Annotated in this window: 11 protein-coding genes; 6 read left to right on the forward strand and 5 right to left on the reverse strand. The window is 69.9% G+C overall.

Going from position 1 to position 15,870, the window contains the following annotated elements; translation table 11 throughout:
- Nucleotides 1-36: 36 nt before the first annotated feature.
- Both RBS60_RS14010 and RBS60_RS14015 read left to right on the forward strand, forming a co-directional pair.
- Nucleotides 37-411: a VOC family protein gene (locus RBS60_RS14010; protein WP_307958184.1), complete on the forward strand. Its 375-nt coding sequence runs from the start codon at nt 37-39 to the stop codon at nt 409-411.
- Between the two features lie 144 nt (nt 412-555).
- On the forward strand, nt 556-1,617 hold the full coding sequence (locus RBS60_RS14015; protein WP_307958185.1) for a 2,3-butanediol dehydrogenase: 1,062 nt from the start codon (nt 556-558) through the stop codon (nt 1,615-1,617).
- 680 nt (nt 1,618-2,297) lie between these two features.
- Here the strand turns inward: RBS60_RS14015 and RBS60_RS14020 are convergent.
- Nucleotides 2,298-2,717, reverse strand: a complete 420-nt coding sequence (locus tag RBS60_RS14020; RefSeq protein WP_307958238.1) for a DUF5997 family protein — start codon at nt 2,715-2,717, stop codon at nt 2,298-2,300.
- A gap of 56 nt (nt 2,718-2,773) precedes the next feature.
- On the opposite strand from RBS60_RS14020, the gene RBS60_RS14025 reads away from it, so the two are divergent.
- Both RBS60_RS14025 and RBS60_RS14030 read left to right on the forward strand, forming a co-directional pair.
- Nucleotides 2,774-3,541 (forward strand): LysR substrate-binding domain-containing protein, encoded by a 768-nt coding sequence (locus tag RBS60_RS14025; protein ID WP_307958186.1) that lies wholly within the window; start codon nt 2,774-2,776, stop codon nt 3,539-3,541.
- A 68-nt stretch (nt 3,542-3,609) separates the two neighbouring features.
- Complete coding sequence (locus RBS60_RS14030) at nt 3,610-4,398, forward strand: alpha/beta hydrolase (RefSeq protein ID WP_307958187.1); 789 nt, start codon at nt 3,610-3,612, stop codon at nt 4,396-4,398.
- Nucleotides 4,399-4,446: 48 nt separating this feature from the next.
- On the opposite strand, the gene RBS60_RS14035 is transcribed toward RBS60_RS14030, so the two are convergent.
- The 3 genes from RBS60_RS14035 to RBS60_RS14045 all read right to left on the reverse strand — a co-directional run bounded on the left by RBS60_RS14035 (nt 4,447) and on the right by RBS60_RS14045 (nt 9,519).
- Nucleotides 4,447-6,108, reverse strand: a complete 1,662-nt coding sequence (locus RBS60_RS14035; RefSeq protein ID WP_307958188.1) for an NERD domain-containing protein — start codon at nt 6,106-6,108, stop codon at nt 4,447-4,449.
- A gap of 51 nt (nt 6,109-6,159) precedes the next feature.
- Nucleotides 6,160-8,913: a cation-transporting P-type ATPase gene (locus tag RBS60_RS14040; RefSeq protein ID WP_307958189.1), complete on the reverse strand. Its 2,754-nt coding sequence runs from the start codon at nt 8,911-8,913 to the stop codon at nt 6,160-6,162.
- A gap of 144 nt (nt 8,914-9,057) precedes the next feature.
- Nucleotides 9,058-9,519: an NUDIX domain-containing protein gene (locus RBS60_RS14045; RefSeq protein WP_307958190.1), complete on the reverse strand. Its 462-nt coding sequence runs from the start codon at nt 9,517-9,519 to the stop codon at nt 9,058-9,060.
- Nucleotides 9,520-9,811: 292 nt separating this feature from the next.
- Here RBS60_RS14045 and RBS60_RS14050 point away from each other — a divergent pair, with 292 nt between their 5' ends.
- A complete protein-coding gene (locus RBS60_RS14050; protein ID WP_307958191.1) occupies nt 9,812-11,107 on the forward strand; it encodes a hypothetical protein in 1,296 nt (431 codons plus the stop codon).
- Here RBS60_RS14050 and RBS60_RS14055 read toward each other — a convergent pair.
- The gene (locus RBS60_RS14055; protein ID WP_307958192.1) at nt 11,104-14,730 is read right to left on the reverse strand and encodes a bifunctional proline dehydrogenase/L-glutamate gamma-semialdehyde dehydrogenase; all 3,627 of its coding nucleotides are present in this window, start codon (nt 14,728-14,730) and stop codon (nt 11,104-11,106) included. The genes RBS60_RS14050 and RBS60_RS14055 overlap by 4 nt on opposite strands.
- Before the next feature lie 166 nt (nt 14,731-14,896).
- Here RBS60_RS14055 and RBS60_RS14060 point away from each other — a divergent pair, with 166 nt between their 5' ends.
- The gene (locus tag RBS60_RS14060) at nt 14,897-15,802 is read left to right on the forward strand and encodes a LysR family transcriptional regulator (RefSeq protein ID WP_307958193.1); all 906 of its coding nucleotides are present in this window, start codon (nt 14,897-14,899) and stop codon (nt 15,800-15,802) included.
- Nucleotides 15,803-15,870 lie beyond the last annotated feature (68 nt).

Below are 15,870 nucleotides of genomic sequence, written 5' to 3' on the forward strand. Positions count from 1 at the left end.
TGGGGATTGTCGGAGGCGGTGCGTAGGCTGAGGGCCATGAGGATTAAGATGTGCTCCATCCACGTGATTGACCCGGCCGCCGCGCACGTGTTCTACACGGAGACGCTCGGCTTCGACACCCTGCTTGCGATGCCCGAGGCGAACCTGTTCATCGTCTCTTCGCCCGATTCCGGTGGCGTGGGACTGCTGCTCGAACCGAGCGGAAACCCCGTCGCGGAGGCCTACCGCACGGGCGTGTACGACGCCGGCCTGCCGGCTATCGTGCTCGGCTCGCCGGACGTCCGGGCCGACTACGAGCGTCTGAGCGCGGCCGGGGTCGTGTTCCGCGGGGAGCCGACCCAGGACCCCTCGGGCGTCATGGCCGACTTCGAGGACACCTGCGGGAACCTCATCCGCCTGCATCAGGACTGACTTGGGTCTCCGCCCGGGCATCCTTGTGCGGGACGTGCGGGCAACCCACCGGTCCCATCAGGATTGAGCCCTTGGGCCCCTTCGGTGCGGCCTGGAGGGCCGATAGGCTGGCTCCCGAAGCCACCGACGATGGAGGGGTCCGTCATGAAAGCTGCCCGGTACTACGACCGGAAAGACATCCGCATCGAGGACATTCCGGAGCCCGAGCTCAAGCCTGGGACGGTCGCGATCGACGTCGCCTGGTGCGGGATCTGCGGCACCGACCTGCACGAATACCTCGAGGGCCCGATCTTCATACCGCCGAAGGGGTCGCCGCATCCGATCTCGGGCGAGGAGGCCCCGGTGACGATCGGCCATGAGTTCTCCGGCACGATCACGGCGCTCGGCGATGGGGTCACCGACCTCGAGGTCGGCCAGAATGTGGTCGTCGAGCCCTACATCATCCACGACGATGTCGACACCGGACCTGGGGCGGCCTACCAGCTCTCCAAGGACATGAACTTCATCGGTCTGGGTGGGCGGGGCGGGGGCCTCGCGCAGAAGATCGTGGTCCAGCGGCGCTGGGTCCACCCGATCGGGGACATCCCCCTGGATCAGGCCGCACTGATCGAGCCGCTCTCCGTGGGGCACCATGCCTTTGTCCGCAGCGGCGCGAAGGCCGGCGACGTCGCCATCGTGGGCGGCGCGGGTCCGATTGGCCTGCTGACCTCGGCCGTGCTGAAGGCGTCCGGCCTCACGGTGTTCATCTCGGAGCTGAGCGAGGCCCGCAAGCAGATGGCGCGGGACACCGGGGTGGCGGACGAGGTGTTCGACCCGCGCGAAGGCGACGTCGCCGAGCAGGTGCGGGCGCGCACCGGCGGCAAGGGTGCAGACGTCGGCTTCGAATGCAGCTCCGTCCCCGCCGTGCTGGACATGCTCATGGCCACCGTCCGGCCCGGCGGAGTCATCGTGAACGTGTCCATCTGGGGGCACAAGCCTCCGGTCGACATGCCCTCCCTCGTGCTCAAGGAGATCGACCTCCGCGGCACCATCGGGTACGCGAACGACCACCCCAGCACCATCGCGCTCGTGCAGTCCGGCAAGCTCGACCTGGCGCCCTTCATCACCGCCAAGATCCCCTTGGACGATCTCGTCACCGAGGGCTATGACCAGCTCATCAACAACAACGAGCACCACGTGAAGATCCTGGTCGATCCGAACGCCTGATCCGGCCGCCGCGGTGGCCCTGCGCACTGTGACTGAGCGCGGTAGAAACCTGTTTCCGCCGAGCTGAGCCGTGCACAACGGGCCCCCGGGCCGTCCGGAGCCTCCCAAGGGCAGGCACGCGTTGCGGGGTCACCTTTCACCGTTGGGGGGTCATCTCTCACCGTTGCGAAGTCAGCTTTCACCGTTGCGGGTCCACCTCCCATCGTCGAGGGTGATCTTCGCGTCTGTGCGGTGAGCGCCTAGGCCCAGCACAGGTCCACGAGATAAGCCGCACAGCACCGGACGAGATTCTGGTGCCATGGAGAATTCATCGGAAACTCAGCCTTATGCATCGCGTCGCGCCCGGATCGGTGCTGCGATCTTGGGCGCATTGGGGGTAGCGCTATTCGGACTCGCAGCTCTCCCTGCCCAAGAGGCCAGCGCCGCGGGAATCGTCTCCGGAATCCACTATGTCCCGCCAACCCAGACGGTAACCACGGCTATCGAGGCGAACAGCGCCGAGGAAGCCTAGACGCTCGGCCTGTGGTGACTCCGCATCGTTGGGAGGTGACTCCGCATCGTTGGGTGGTGACTCCGCATCGTTGGGTGGTGACTCCGCATCGTTGGGTGGTGACTCCGCATCGTTGGGAGGTGACTCCGCATCGTTGGGTGGTGACCCCGCAACGCAGGGAGGCGGCCCGTCAGCCGTGGCGACCGCCGCGCAGCGACCTCTCCGCCGCTGCTCCGTGTGCGGCCGAGGCGACCTTAGCGGCCTTCTGCTCGGCCTCTGCCTTGACCCGCCGGGCCTCCTCGCGGACCGAGGCCATGTTGGCGCGCTCCTCCTGGAGCCACTGCGGCCGGTTCTCGAGCAGCGCCGTGATCTCCGCCGTCGTGAGCGCCTCGGTGATGCCAGCGCGGGCGAGGCCGGAGATGGTGACGTTGAGCTTCTGCGCCACGACCGGCCGCGGGTGCGGGCCCTTCTCGAGCAGCTCGGTGAGCCACGCCGGCGGGTTGGCGCGCAGTTCGTCGAACTCCTCGCGCGTCACCGCACCTTCCTGGAACTCCGCAGGCGTGGCGGGGAGGAAGATGCCGAGCTTCTTCGCGGCGGTGGCCGGCTTCATGGACTGGGACGCGGCCTTGGGGTTCGAGCTCATGGGATCAAGGCTACCGTGGACCCATGCAGCCTGAGAGTGCCCATGCCCTGAAGGTCGCCTTCGTCGCGGGGGTCGCACCCGGCAAGTGGTTCCACCGGTGGGAGGAGCGCTTTCCCGACCAGCCGCTCGCTTCCCAGATGGTCGACGACGCCCAGCAGCTCGCCGTCCTGCGCGACGGCACCGCGGACGTGGCCTTCGTGCGGCTGCCCGTGGACAGGGACAAGGAAGCCCTCCACGTCATCCCGCTGTACGAGGAGCTGCCCGTGGTCGTGGCGCCCAAGGGCCACGAGATCCAGGCGTTCGAGGAGATTCCCCTCGGCGAGGTCGAGGACGAGCTCTTCGAGTACGACGGCGGGCCCTCCGAGCGCTTGGACCTCGTCGAGGGCGGGGCGGGGCTCGCGATCATGCCGATGTCCGTGGTGAGGCACTTCAACCGCAAGGACCTCCGCTATCGGCCGGTGACCGGCGTCGAACCCTATGCGGTCGGGATCGCCTGGCGGCGCGAGGACGAGTCGGAGCTGATCCAGGAGTTCATCGGCGTGGTCCGCGGGCGCGGGGCGAACAGCTCCCGGCAGGCCTCGGTTCAGCGCGACCAGCAGGAGGCCGCGCAGAAGCGCCGCGAGAACCTGGCCGCCACGCAGTCCAAGGAGGCCAAGGCCCGCAATGAGGCGAGCCGCGCGGCGAAGTCCGCCCGGGGCGGCAAGTTCGGCACCCGGGGCGGAAAGCCCGGCGGCGGCAAGGGACGTCCGGCATCGGGCAAGGGCAGGCCCGGGCAACGGCGCGGGCGTTGAGCTCGTTGACGCGGAGCACCGTGGAGCGGATCGAGTTCGGATAGGGACTGGAGGGCAGCGGGGGAGTGGTGAGCGGCGGAGACCCGTTCGAGGGAATGCCCTCGTTCCGGCTGGGCACCGGGCGTCCGCTCGTGGTGCTGCCCGGACTCACGCCGCGGCACGTTGTTCCGCGCGGCACGGCCTTCCTCGCAGAGTCCCGGACGCTCGGGCCGCTCGCCCGGAGCCGCGAGGTCTGGTGGGTCAACCGGCGCGCGGGCCTGGGCCCCGACGCAACCATGGAAGATATCGCCGCGGACTACGCGGACCGCCTTCCGAGGCTCGGCGCCCCCGTGGATGTCATGGGTATCTCGACCGGCGGCATCGTGGCACTCCAGCTCGCTGCCGATCGCCCGGACCTCGTGCGGCGGCTCGTCCTCGTTGCATCGGGCTGCAGGCTCGGTCCTGCGGGCAAGGTCGGCCAGCGTGCCCTGCTCGCGCGGCTCGAGGCCGGGGACCTCCGGGGCGCCGGTTCCGAGATGGTCCGGCTCATCGGGGTCCGCCCCGCCGCGCGCAGCCTCGAGGGCTGGGCAGGCTGGCTTGTGGGCCCACTCGTGTACCGCGGCTCGACCGACGACCTCGCCGTTGTGCTGCGCGCCGAGGACGCCTTCGACCTCACGGCCAGGCTCACCGAGATCAGCGTCCCGACCCTCGTGATCGGCGGGGACGAGGACACTCCGTACGGGCCTGCGGTGTTCCGTGAGACGGCGCGCGGCCTCCCGAACGGCCGGCTCATCATGTACTACGGCCGCGGCCATGTGGGCGTCCAGCTCACCCCCGGCTTCGCCCAGGACGTCCTCGGGTTCCTTGACGCCCCCTGAGACGCCAGCGCGTTGTGGGTGCCTTCTCCCGGTCTACGGTTCAGGTGTCTACCCTGTCGCGGCCGGGGTCACCGTCGCCTCCGCGAACCTCTTCGCGACGGCGGTCCCGCCGCACGCTTCGATGGCAGCACGCGGGCCGACGACGACGAGCCTGCTCCGTGCCCGGCTGATTCCCGTGTAGAGCAGCTCCGGGCCGAGGTCCGCATGCCAGCCGTTGACGGCCAGGACGACGGCGGACCGCTCGAGCCCCTTGAACCCCTGCACGCTCGAGTAGAAGACGTCCCGGTCGCCGAAGTACCCGGCCCAGTAGCCTGCCTTCCCGAGGATGCGGATCTGGTTCTCCTGCTCGGGATGCCTGTACTTGGTAGTCAAGAGGGCGATCTGCCCCGGATCCCAGCCTTCTGCAATGAGGCGATCGACGGCGTCGTCCGCCGCGGCGATGGCCCTGTCCACGGGGACGTCGATCACCTCGACGGGATCCCCGGCCAGGCCGCGGACCCGCTGCTCCCGACCCGTGAAGGCTCCCGCGAGGTTGGCGATCTGCTTCGTGTTGCGCAGGTTCTCCCGCAGTGAGAACGGCACCATGCCGAGCGGCCGGGCGGGACGGCTGTGGTACACCGACTGGTTGGAGTCGCTGAACACGTACAGGCCATTGCCCCCGCGATGGCGCAGGCTCACGAGCACGGTCTCCCACCACAGCGGGCGGAAGTCCTGCCCCTCGTCCACGACGATCGAGTCGAACCGGCGGAAGTCCGGCAGGGCACGGGCCGCCCGGGTGAGCGCCTGCGGAAGGCTGACGTCGTAGAAGTGCTGCAGGGCGCCGTCGTCCGGGGAGAGCCGCACATCGAGGTACTCGGCGAGCTCGTGGAACGTGCCGATGTACTCGGCGGGCCTCTTCCACCGGGCGCCCACCTCGTTGAGGTGGCCGGCCAGCCCCTGGTTGAAGCACAGGACCGCCACGCGCTCTCCTGCCTGGGCCAGCCGGCGAGCCTGCTCGAGGGCGAGGTAGGTCTTCCCGCTCCCTGCGGTCCCCTGGATGTGCAGGCGTGGCTGCTCGGCGAGGAAATCGAGGAGCACGCGTTGGTTCTCGGTGAGGTGCTCGGCGTGCTCTTCGAGTTCGACGGCGCTGGCCCGCGCTGGTCCGATGTCCTCGGTGTTCGCGAGGAGCGCCTCGATCAGGGCTTCGAACGTGCTTTCGCCTCCCCGGCGGAGATGCACGCCCGTGCCTTCGGCGTGGATTGCGGCTTTGATCTTCTCGGCGAGGTGGTCGAGGTCGTTCTGGCCGGCGAGGATCGAGAGGGGCGTGCCGGGGGAGTGGAAGTCGTGGCCGACCTTCGTGAACGGGAACACCGCGAGCTCGGCGAACCGGGTGCCGTGCGCTGCCGTCCCGTCGAGGTATGCGCGCAGCTTGTGCTTGGCGGCCCGGGCCTGGTCCACCGGATTCTCGATCGCGTGGTCCTGCCCGCCGCGGCTGCGCGTGTACCAGCGGCCGCGTGAGCGTCGCACCACTCCGCCCTTGACCTCGAGGACGGCTGCCCCGACCCCGGGCCATAGGACGAGGAAGTCGATTTCCCGCTCGCCGAGGTGGGCGAGCTTGAGCGAATGGAAGACCACCGCGCTGTCCGGAAGCTGCTCCATGAGCCTGTTCCAGACGTGCTCCTCCGCCGTGCTGGCGCCGAAGTCAGGATGCTCCGGGAGGCTCGTGGCCATGTCCCCTCCTTGCCGCGCGGGCGGCCTGCTTTGGCCCCGAGGCGCAGTTTCTCACACGGCGGCGGGCTTGAGCTCCACGCCCGTCCGGGCCCGGCGCCGCCGGATGTAGCGGACCGCTTCGTCGGAGCCCCAGACGATGAAGGGGAACGGCACGAGCATGAGCAGCTGCCACGGTTCCGGGGCTGCGGTCCCGAAGACGAGCTGGAGCGGCGGGACATACACGATCGCCGCCGAGAAGGCGATCTCGAACGCGATGCCCCACAGCAGGAGCTTGTTGGTGCCGATCCCGATCTGTGCGAGCGAGGCGGTCTGGGTCCGTGCAGCGAACGCCGTCCCGATCTGGCACGCCACGATGCCGAGGAAGGTCATCGTTGTGGCTTGGACCCACACTCCGTGGAGGGGTCCCGATGCGGTGGGGGCGCCGAAATGCCACCCGCCGGCGATGAGCGTCGCGAGGAACCCGCCCGTGACGAGGACGGCCGAAATCCCCCCGAGGAGCCCCCACGCTCTGGCGAGCATCGGTCCATCGATCACGTTCTGCCCCCGCTGGCGCGGCGGCCGGTCCATGGTACCCGGCTCCTCGGGCTCCCGGCCGAGGGCGAGCGCCGGGAGTGTCTCGGTGCCGAGGTCCACGGCGAGGATCTGCATCACGGTGAGGGGGAGCGGAATCCCTCCTCCCGCGACCGCGTAGAGGAGGAAGGGGACGACCTCGGGGGTCGCGTGGGCGAAGATGTACACGATGAACTTGCGGACATTGTCGTAGACCCGGCGGCCTGAGCGGACGGCGCTCACGATCGACGCGAAATCGTCATCGGTGAGGACCATCGCCGAGGCCTCCCGGGCCACGTCCGTCCCAGAGCGACCCATGGCGACCCCGATGTCGGCGCGCCGCAGAGCGGGGGCGTCGTTGACGCCGTCGCCCGTCATCGCTACGACGTGCCCGAGGTCCCGCAGCGCGTCCGCGATGCGCAGCTTCGCCTCGGGCGAGCTGCGCGCGAAGATGATCTCCCGGTCCGTGGCCAGGAGGGCGTCGAGCTCGGCCTCCGGCATGTGGTCCAGCTCGGTGCCGCTGACGATCCGGATGTCGCCGTCGCCGATGCCTACCCGGGCCGCGATGCCCCGGGCGGTCAGGCCGTGGTCGCCCGTGACGATGATGAGTCGGATCCCGGCTGCGTGGCAGCGCGCGACGGCGTCCGCCACCTCGGGGCGCGGGGGGTCCAGGAGCGCGATGATTCCCAGCAGCGTGAGCCCTCGCTCGGCGTCGTGCCTGCTGAGGCCCGCCGCGCCGTCGCCGGGGACGGCCTTCTCGGCGACGGCGAGGACGCGCAGCCCCTGTTCAGCCCAGTCGTTGACCGTCTCCACCACGTGCGTGCGGTCCCGCTCCGAGAGGGGTTCGCGGCCGCCGTCGGGCGCGGAGATCCAGTCGCACAGCGGCAGGAGCTCCTCCGGGGCGCCCTTGCAGTGGACCGCCGATTCTCCTGCCGCGGCGTCGACAGTGGACATACGGCGCAGTACTGGGTCGAAGTGGAACTGGGCGAGCCGCACGACGCCGAGACGGTTGTTGGGCAGACCGAGCGTGGCGGCCGCGTGGAGGAAAGCGAGCTCCGTCGGGTCGCCCGTCTCGGTCCCGTCCGGGGCAATGTGCGCGTTGTTGCACGCGACTCCGGCCGCCGCGAGCCGGGCGGCGGGCGAGCCGGGCGCGGCAGGCGGCACAGCGCCTTCGAGCGCGAGCGTCCCGTCCGGAGTCCAGAGCGTGACGGCGCGCATCTGGTTCATGGTGAGCGTGCCGGTCTTGTCGGTGCAGATCACGCTCGTCGAGCCGAGGGTCTCGACGGCGGAGATCCGCTTCACGAGCGCGCCCTCGCGGGCCAGGACGCGGACGCCGACGGCGAGCGCGAGCGTGATCGTGGGCAGCAGGCCCTCCGGGACGTTGGCCACGAGAAGGCCGATCGCGAAGTTCAGGGTGTCGCCGAGCGGTAGGCCTGTGAGGAGCGTGCCGACAGGGATGAACGCCGCTCCCATCACGATCGCCACGATCGCGATGACCCTCGCGACGCGGGTGACCTGCCTCTCGAGCGGGCTGCTCTCGTGGCCCACGCGTTCCGACAGCGCCGCGATGCGGCCGAGCTCGGTGTGCATGCCGGTCGCGAACACGACGGCGGTCGCCTCGCCGCCCGTGCAGCTCGTCCCGCTGAAGACCATGTCCGAGGCGTCCAGCAGGCGCTCCGCGAACGAGTCGCCTTCGGCGGTCCGCAGCACGGGGAGGGACTCGCCCGTGAGCGTCGAGACGTCCATCTCGACGGAACCCTCAAGGAGCCGCGCGTCGGCTGAGACCCGGTCGCCCTCTCGGACAACGATCACGTCGCCGGGAACCAGCAGCCGCGCGTCCACGAGGGTCTCCTGCCCGTCGCGGATGGCGCGGGCCGAGGGAGGCAGGTAGGCCGCGAGCGCCTCGACCGCGTGCTCGGCGTGGCGCTCCTGGAGGAAGGCGAACGCCGCGTTGATCAGGATGACCGCCACGATCGCGGCGGCCAGGGCCCCGGACCCGGTGATAAAGCTCAGGACGGCTGCGAGCCAGAGCAGCAGGGCGAGCGGCTGCGTGAGCTGGCCCAGAATCTGCCGGGGCCATCTCCGGCCGCCTTTGCGGGTGAGCATGTTCGGCCCGTAGACGACCTGGCGCCTCGCGGACTCGCGTCCCGTGAGGCCGCGGCGGCTCGATCGCAGGTCGCGGAGGAGTCTGTCTACCGAAGACCGGGGATCAACGTGCTGCGCGGCCTCGGGCTCGGTCGTGGCGCGATGGTTCATGAGGGCATTGTGGGCCGGACAGGTGAACGTGGGGTTAGGGCCGAAGGTCGCAGGGACGCCGTTCTCGTGGGTGATCTTGCCCACGCGCCCTGTCCATCCGTCCGTCCGTCTATCCGTCCGTCTGGACGGTCGGTCGAGGTGCCCTCAGGCGAGGCGCTGGACCAACGCGTCGAGGATCGGGAGCTGGCCCTTGACGAGCTTGGCCCTGGCCACGGTCTCGGTGACCCATTCCGCGCGGTCGATCTCGGGGAACGACTGGATCTTGCCGGAGCCGCGCGGCCATTCGAGGGGGAAGGTGTTGCTGACGATCCGCTCGGGTGCGAACTCCGCGTCGCCAGCGAACGCCGTGATGACCTTGCCCGACGGCTGGCGGAAGTCGCCGAGGGCCGCGTACTCGGCGTCCGGCGCGGGCGAGCCCATCTCCTCCGCGAACTCGCGCCGTGCTGCCTCGAATGGGTCCTCACCCTCGCCGTACTCCCCCTTGGGAATCGACCACGCGCGATCGTCCTTGCGCGCCCAGAACGGTCCGCCCATGTGGGCGATCCACACCTCCAGGTCCATGCCCGCTTGGCGGTACAGCAGGATCCCCGCGCTCTTCACAGGCATGCCGGCTCCATGGGGCCAGCGTACGCGCGCCCCGGCCCCACACCAGACATCCTCACACTGAGGTCACATCCCGCGCATCGATGGGCCCAAGTCCCCTAGTTCGCCGTCGGTCCGAAACATAGCGTTCGGGGCAGGAGCCCAGCAATCCCCCGCAGGGCCGGAGAGCCTATCGAACGGATGCCCCGCGATGCCTGCTTACCGCAACGTCCACCGGAGAAGGAGCCGGCGGTGGAGCGCGCCGGCACCCCTGATCGCGATGGGACTGGCTGGAATCATGGTCCTTTCTGGCTGCGTGGCCGCTGAGCCTGAGCCGACCGTCCCCTCGAAGGTGTTCACTGACCAGGAGCTGATGGCGGTCGGATACGCGATGCTCGGGGAGCGCGGCCTGAACCCGAACTTTGTGGATGACAGCCAGATCACGCGCACCTCGTTCGATACCCACCCGATCTCCCCGCTTCAGTACACGATGCAGCCGGCCGAATGCTCTGCATTCCATCTGCCCACTTCGGACGAGGCACTCAAGGATCTGAGCGTCGGCTTCGCGATGGGAGCCGTGCCACTCCTCGACGAGACTGACCCGACGAGCCAGATTCGGTTCACGATTCGCAGCGCCGAGGCCGGCAGGCTCGCAGTGGCCGACTTTGACTACACAGACGAGATCCTCTCCCGGTGCGCCCAGTTCACGGCGACCGAGGTGGGGACAGACGCAGCCCCCCAGACGCTGATGATGATCACGCCTCCTTCGGTAGGAGACAGGTCCTACGCGCTGATGGGCCGGCCCGACGCACAGAGTGGGGCCACAGGAGTGGGGCTTCGAGTCCTCGCAGGGACGATCTCGATCAGCATGTTCCGTGCGGTGCCATCCCTGAAGAGCGAGGCCGACGCCAAGCCCACTCTGGACGCGATGGCGGGCGTTGCAAAGGAGCTTATCCACCAGTCGCTCAAGCATCCGCCGGTCGTCACGCCGCCGCCTGCGAACGCCATGAGCCCCCAGCAGCTGACCGACCTGCTCCAAAGTGTGTCTGGCCCCGGCGGGAAGAAGGTGGATACCGCCGCGGGAACCGTTGTGGACGGCACATCCGTGGGCCCGATGGAAAAATGCACCTACAGCGACGGGACCTACTACTCTGCGCTGCGCGGATCCACGTGGGTCGGCGGGGAGTTCCCTGCCTCGATGACAACAATGGGAAGTACCTTGTTCATCGCTGGCCTCACCGTCAACTTGGTGAGCATGCCCACTGGGGCTGCCCAGCCGTACCCCTTCGACAAGCGCGCCGCAGACCTGCGTGACTGTCCCGTGATCCAGGAGCAGGTCTTCTCCGACACGGCCAGCAGCAGCACCAGCCAATGGACCTCGATACGTCGTCTGGGCTTGGACGTCGCCGCGGACTCGACCTACGCGATCGCCCATGAGCATCCGGACTCGGGCGTCTGGCACCTGTTTGTCGGGGCCAGAAAGGGCACACTGTCCGTTGAACTGGCGACGATCTGGCCGGTCGGGTCCGATCCGCAGCCGCGTGCTGACGAGATGGCGGCGGTGATCAACGAGCTCTTCGCCAAGGCAGGCCAGCCGGCAGGGGGCACCTAGAGAACGAGCGCTCGTACTACCGGGTTCGGGGTCCCGAAGCGGTGCGCGGTGACCGACACGGCTTGCTCGTGCACGAACGGCAGGATCTCCACGCGTCCGGCCGAGACGACCGGGTGGGCATACGCGGCCACATCCGGCGTGCCGCCGACGGTGTCCGCGAGGCTGCTCACAGCCGCGCGCGCGGCGGCGCCCGTACCGGCAATGAGCCGCACACGGCCCGAGCCGAGCATCGCAGCCCGCCGAAGCCACCCGGCAGAATCCTCAACCGTGACGGACACCCCGTGCTGGTTCAGCACGTCCGCGGTCGAGCCGGGAAGCCCGACGGCGCTGCTCACCGTCACGGGCGAGCCCGCCAGGATCCCCGCTGCCGCCACGCGGAGGAGCTCCGCGATACCGTGCCCCGAGGTCGCAGATTCGTACCGCACGGTCACCGGCAGCGGCCGGTACCGGAACACATTGCGCTCGCAGGCGAGCCCCGAGACGTCCTCGGAGACACCGAACTCCGAGGCCCACGCGGCGGCGTCGGAGCCGAGAGCTGCAGCCAGCCACACGGCGTCGTCCGCGGGGAGTGCGGCAGAGGCTGCGTCGAGGAGCCCGCTCACCGCCTGGTTGCGGATCGCCGCTACCGACGTGGCCGGTGCGTCTGCCCATGAGCCCAGGCCCACGAGGTAGTTCGGACCGCCGGCCTTGGTCCCGGCGCCCACAGCGGACTTCTTCCAGCCGCCGAACGGCTGGCGCTGCACGATCGCGCCCGTGATCCCGCGGTTGATGTAGAGGTTGCCGGCCTCGATGTGCTCGAGCCAGTAGTCCAGCTCGGCGGGATCGAGGGAGTGCAGGCCGGAGGTGAGGCCGTAGTCGATCTGGTTGACGAGCGCCACGGCCTCCTCGAGCGTCTCGGCGGTCATGACGCCGAGGATCGGGCCGAAGTACTCGGTGAGGTGGTACTCCGAGCCGGGCTTCACGTCAGAGCGCACGCCCGGGCTCCACAGCTTCCCGGAGTCATCGAGCTGGCGCGGGGTGAGGACCCAGTTCTCGCCTTCGCCGAGCGTGGTCAGCCCGCGGAGCAGCTTCTCGCCCGGGGCCTCGATGACCGGACCCATCTGAGTCCGCGCGTCCCACGGGTAGCCCACGTGGAGCGACTGCACGGCGTCGACGAGCTGGTTCCGGAACCGCTTCGACTTGGCGGCGGAGCCCACGAGCACCACGAGCGAGGCCGCCGAGCACTTCTGCCCAGCGTGCCCGAACGCCGAGTAGGCGACGTCCTTCGCCGCGAGGTCGAGGTCGGCGCTGGGCGTGACGATGATCGCGTTCTTCCCGGAGGTCTCCGCGAGCAGCGGCAGGTCGGGCCGGAACGAGCGGAAGAGCTGCGCGGTCTCGTACCCGCCGGTGAGGATCACTCGGTCCACGTCCGGGTGGGCGATGAGCTTCTGGCCGAGGGACCTCCCTGGCTGCCCCTCCGGGAGCTGCACGAGCTGGAGCACTTCGCGGCCCACGCCGGTCTGCGCCGCCGTCTCGTCGAACGCCTCCCAGAGAGCCTCGACCATGACGGATCCCGAGCGGCGCGCCTGCTTCGCCGGCTTGATCACCACGCCGGAGCCGGCGGCCAGCGCCGCGAGGGTGGACCCGGCGGGGATCGCCACTGGGAAGTTCCACGGCGGGGTCACGACCGTGAGCCGGCTCGGGGAGTACACAGCGCCGTCCACGGTGTCGAGGCCGCGTGCGAGCTCCGCGTAGTAGTGCGCGAAGTCGATCGCCTCGGAGACCTCAGGGTCGCCCTGATCGATCGTCTTGCCGGCCTCGGAGGCCATCACCTCGAGCAGATCGCCGCGGCGGCGCTCGAGCGCCCGGCCCGCTGCATCGAGCACGACGGCGCGCTGGGCGCCGCTGAGGGCACCCCACCGCTCGCCGGCGCTCACCGCGGCCCGCACGACGGCGTTGAGCTCGCCCTCCGTGGGCAGGGTCGCCGCATCCGCCGTGTCGATGCCGATCCGGCTGTCTTTCGCACGTGCGATGATCGCCCGGCCCCAGAGACGGTTCGCGGGAAGGTCCGGATCGGTGTCCGGGGTGTTCTCGAACCCCCCAGACGAGCGGGGAGTGCCGGCGTCGTGCGCGGAGCCCGCAGTGGTGCGCCGATCCTGCGTGCGGTTCGGCCCGGGGACCGTGCGGCGCCCCGCGGGGTCCGCGAACGGCGCGGTCCCGAGGGCCGCGAGCGAGGCGAGGAAGCGCTTCTTCTCGCGCTCGAAGAGCACCTCACTGGAATCCAGCTCGAACACGGCGGACATGAAGTTGTCCTGGCTCGCGCCCTCTTCGAGGCGCCGGATCAGGTAGGCGATCGCCACGTCGAACTCGCCCGGGTGCACCACGGGCGTGTAAAGAAGGAGGTGGCCGACGTCGGAGAGCACGGCCTGCGCCTGGGCCGAGGCCATGCCGAGGAGCATCTCGAACTCGAGGACACCCTTGCCGCCCGAGACCCCCGTGTCCACGCCGCGTGCCTTCGCGAGCAGCCACGCGAGCGCGACGTCGAACAGGTTGTGCCCTGCGACTCCAACGCGCACGTTGGCGAGGTGCTCCGGGGTGAGGGCATAGTCGAGCACCGCCTTGTAAGAGGTGTCCGATTCCTGCTTCGAGCCCCACGTGGCTGCGGGCCAGCCGTGGACCTCTGCGTCAACGTGCTCCATGGGGAGGTTGGCGCCCTTGACCACGCGGACCTTGATGGGAGCGCCGCTGGCCGCCACACGCCGCGAGGCCCACTCCTGCAGGTGGATCATCGCGCCGAGTGCGTCCGGCAGGTAGGCCTGCAGCACGATCCCGGCCTCGAGCCCACGGAACTCCTCGCGGTCGAGGAGGCGCGTGAAGACGGCGATCGTGAGGTCGAGGTCCTTGTACTCCTCCATGTCCAGGTTGATGAACTTGGGGGCGGCGCTTGAGGCGGCGAGACGGTAGAGCGGCGCGAGGGACTCGATGATGTGCTCGACCGCCTCCTCGAACGCCCAGTGGTTGTGCGGGGCGACGGTCGAGGAGACCTTGATGGAGACGTAGTCGACGTCGTCCCGCGCGAGCAGGCTGCGCGTGCCCTCGAGGCGCCGCGCGGCCTCGCCCTGGCCGAGGATCGCCTCGCCGAGGAGGTTCACGTTGAGGCGGATGCCGGGGGTGCGGATCTTGGAGATGGCCGGACCGAGCTTGGAGTCGGAGGCGTCCACGATGAGGTGGCCCACCATCTCGCGGAGCACGCGGCGCGCGATGGGCACGACGACGCCGGGCATCGCTGGGGCGAGCGCGCCTCCCAGTGCGACAGCCTTGCGCATGGGCCAGGGCAGGAATGCCGGGACCTTGGGCGCGAGCGCCTTGAGGTTGCGGGCGGCGACAGAGAGGTCCTCGGGGCGGACCACGCCGTCGACGAATCCGACCGTGAACGCGAGCCCGTTCGGGTCCTTGAGGACGCCTGCGAGCTGAGCTGCGGCGGGGTCAACGGGGAGCTTGGCGGCGGCGTCGAGCCAGCGGCGGACCTGCGCGATGGCCTCGTCGGCGAGGTCCTGGGGGCGGACAGGGTTGACGCGGCCTGCGTCGGAGGTGCTGGTCTGCGTCTCGGGCGTGTGGTCCGGCGCGTGGAGCGGCGTCGTCATCGTGGTGGTCCTTGGCGATCGGTGGCTGGGTCTCTGGCGCCAGCCGGGTGGGACGTGGCGCCCGCATATGCGGTCTCCTGCCAGTATGTGATGGACAATACGAAAGGAGAAGCGATGATTTCCGATCAATATCCATGAGGAAATCCGATCTATCGAGGAGGGTTCCATGCTTGAGATCCGCCGACTGAGGCTCCTGCGCGAACTGAGCATCCGGGGCACGCTCGCCGGCGTCGCCGAGGCCCTCGCCTACAGCCCGTCGTCGGTGTCGCAGCAGCTCGCCCTGCTGGAGAAGGAGGCCGGCGTCGAGCTGATGCGGAAGTCGGGCCGCGGTGTCGTGCTCACCCCGGCCGCCGAGGTGCTCGTGGGCCGCACGGAGGAGCTCCTCGCAGCGCTCGAGCGCACGGAGGCCGAGCTCGCAGCGAGCGAGAGCGAGGTCCAGGGCACGGTGCGCGTGGCAGTCTTCCAGACGGCCGTGCTCGCCCTCATGCCCACTGCGCTGCGCACCCTGCGCGAGCGGCATCCGCTCCTGCGCGTGGAGATGGTCCAGCACGAGCCAGAGACCGCGCTGCGCGAGACGTGGGCGCGGAGCTTCGACGTCGTCGTCGCCGAGCACTACCCGCACCACGCCGCGCCGCACTATCCCGGCCTCGACCGCGAGCGGCTCACCGAGGACGCGATCCGGCTCGCCCTCCCGCCAGCGGGTGCGGGCCCCGCGTTCGACGCCGCGCGGAGGCTTTCCGAGGCAGCCCACCTGCCGTGGGTCATGGAACCGCACGGTGCGGCGTCCCGGCACTGGGCCGAACAGGCGTGCCGCGCCGCGGGCTTCGAGCCGGACGTGCGCTACGAGACCGCCGACCTCCAGGCGCACGTGCGTCTCGTCGAGTCGGGCAATGCCGTGGCGCTGCTGCCGGACCTCGTCTGGGCAGGCCGCCTGCCCGCCGCCCGGCTCGTGACGCTCGACGGCGCGCCGCAGCGCGTGGTCTTCACGTCCGTGCGGGCCTCGGGTGCCCGCAGCCCGGTGATGCTCGCCGTGCGGCAAGCCCTCGAGGAGGCCGCGCACACGGCGGGGTGAGCGGGGGCCGCGAGCGCTCTGGCAAAGGGTCTTGACTGCCCCGGAAACCGGGGCCCAACCGCAAGCCG

It is taken from the genome of Sinomonas sp. ASV486, assembly GCF_030908215.1.
Taxonomy (GTDB): Bacteria; Actinomycetota; Actinomycetes; order Actinomycetales; family Micrococcaceae; genus Sinomonas; species Sinomonas puerhi.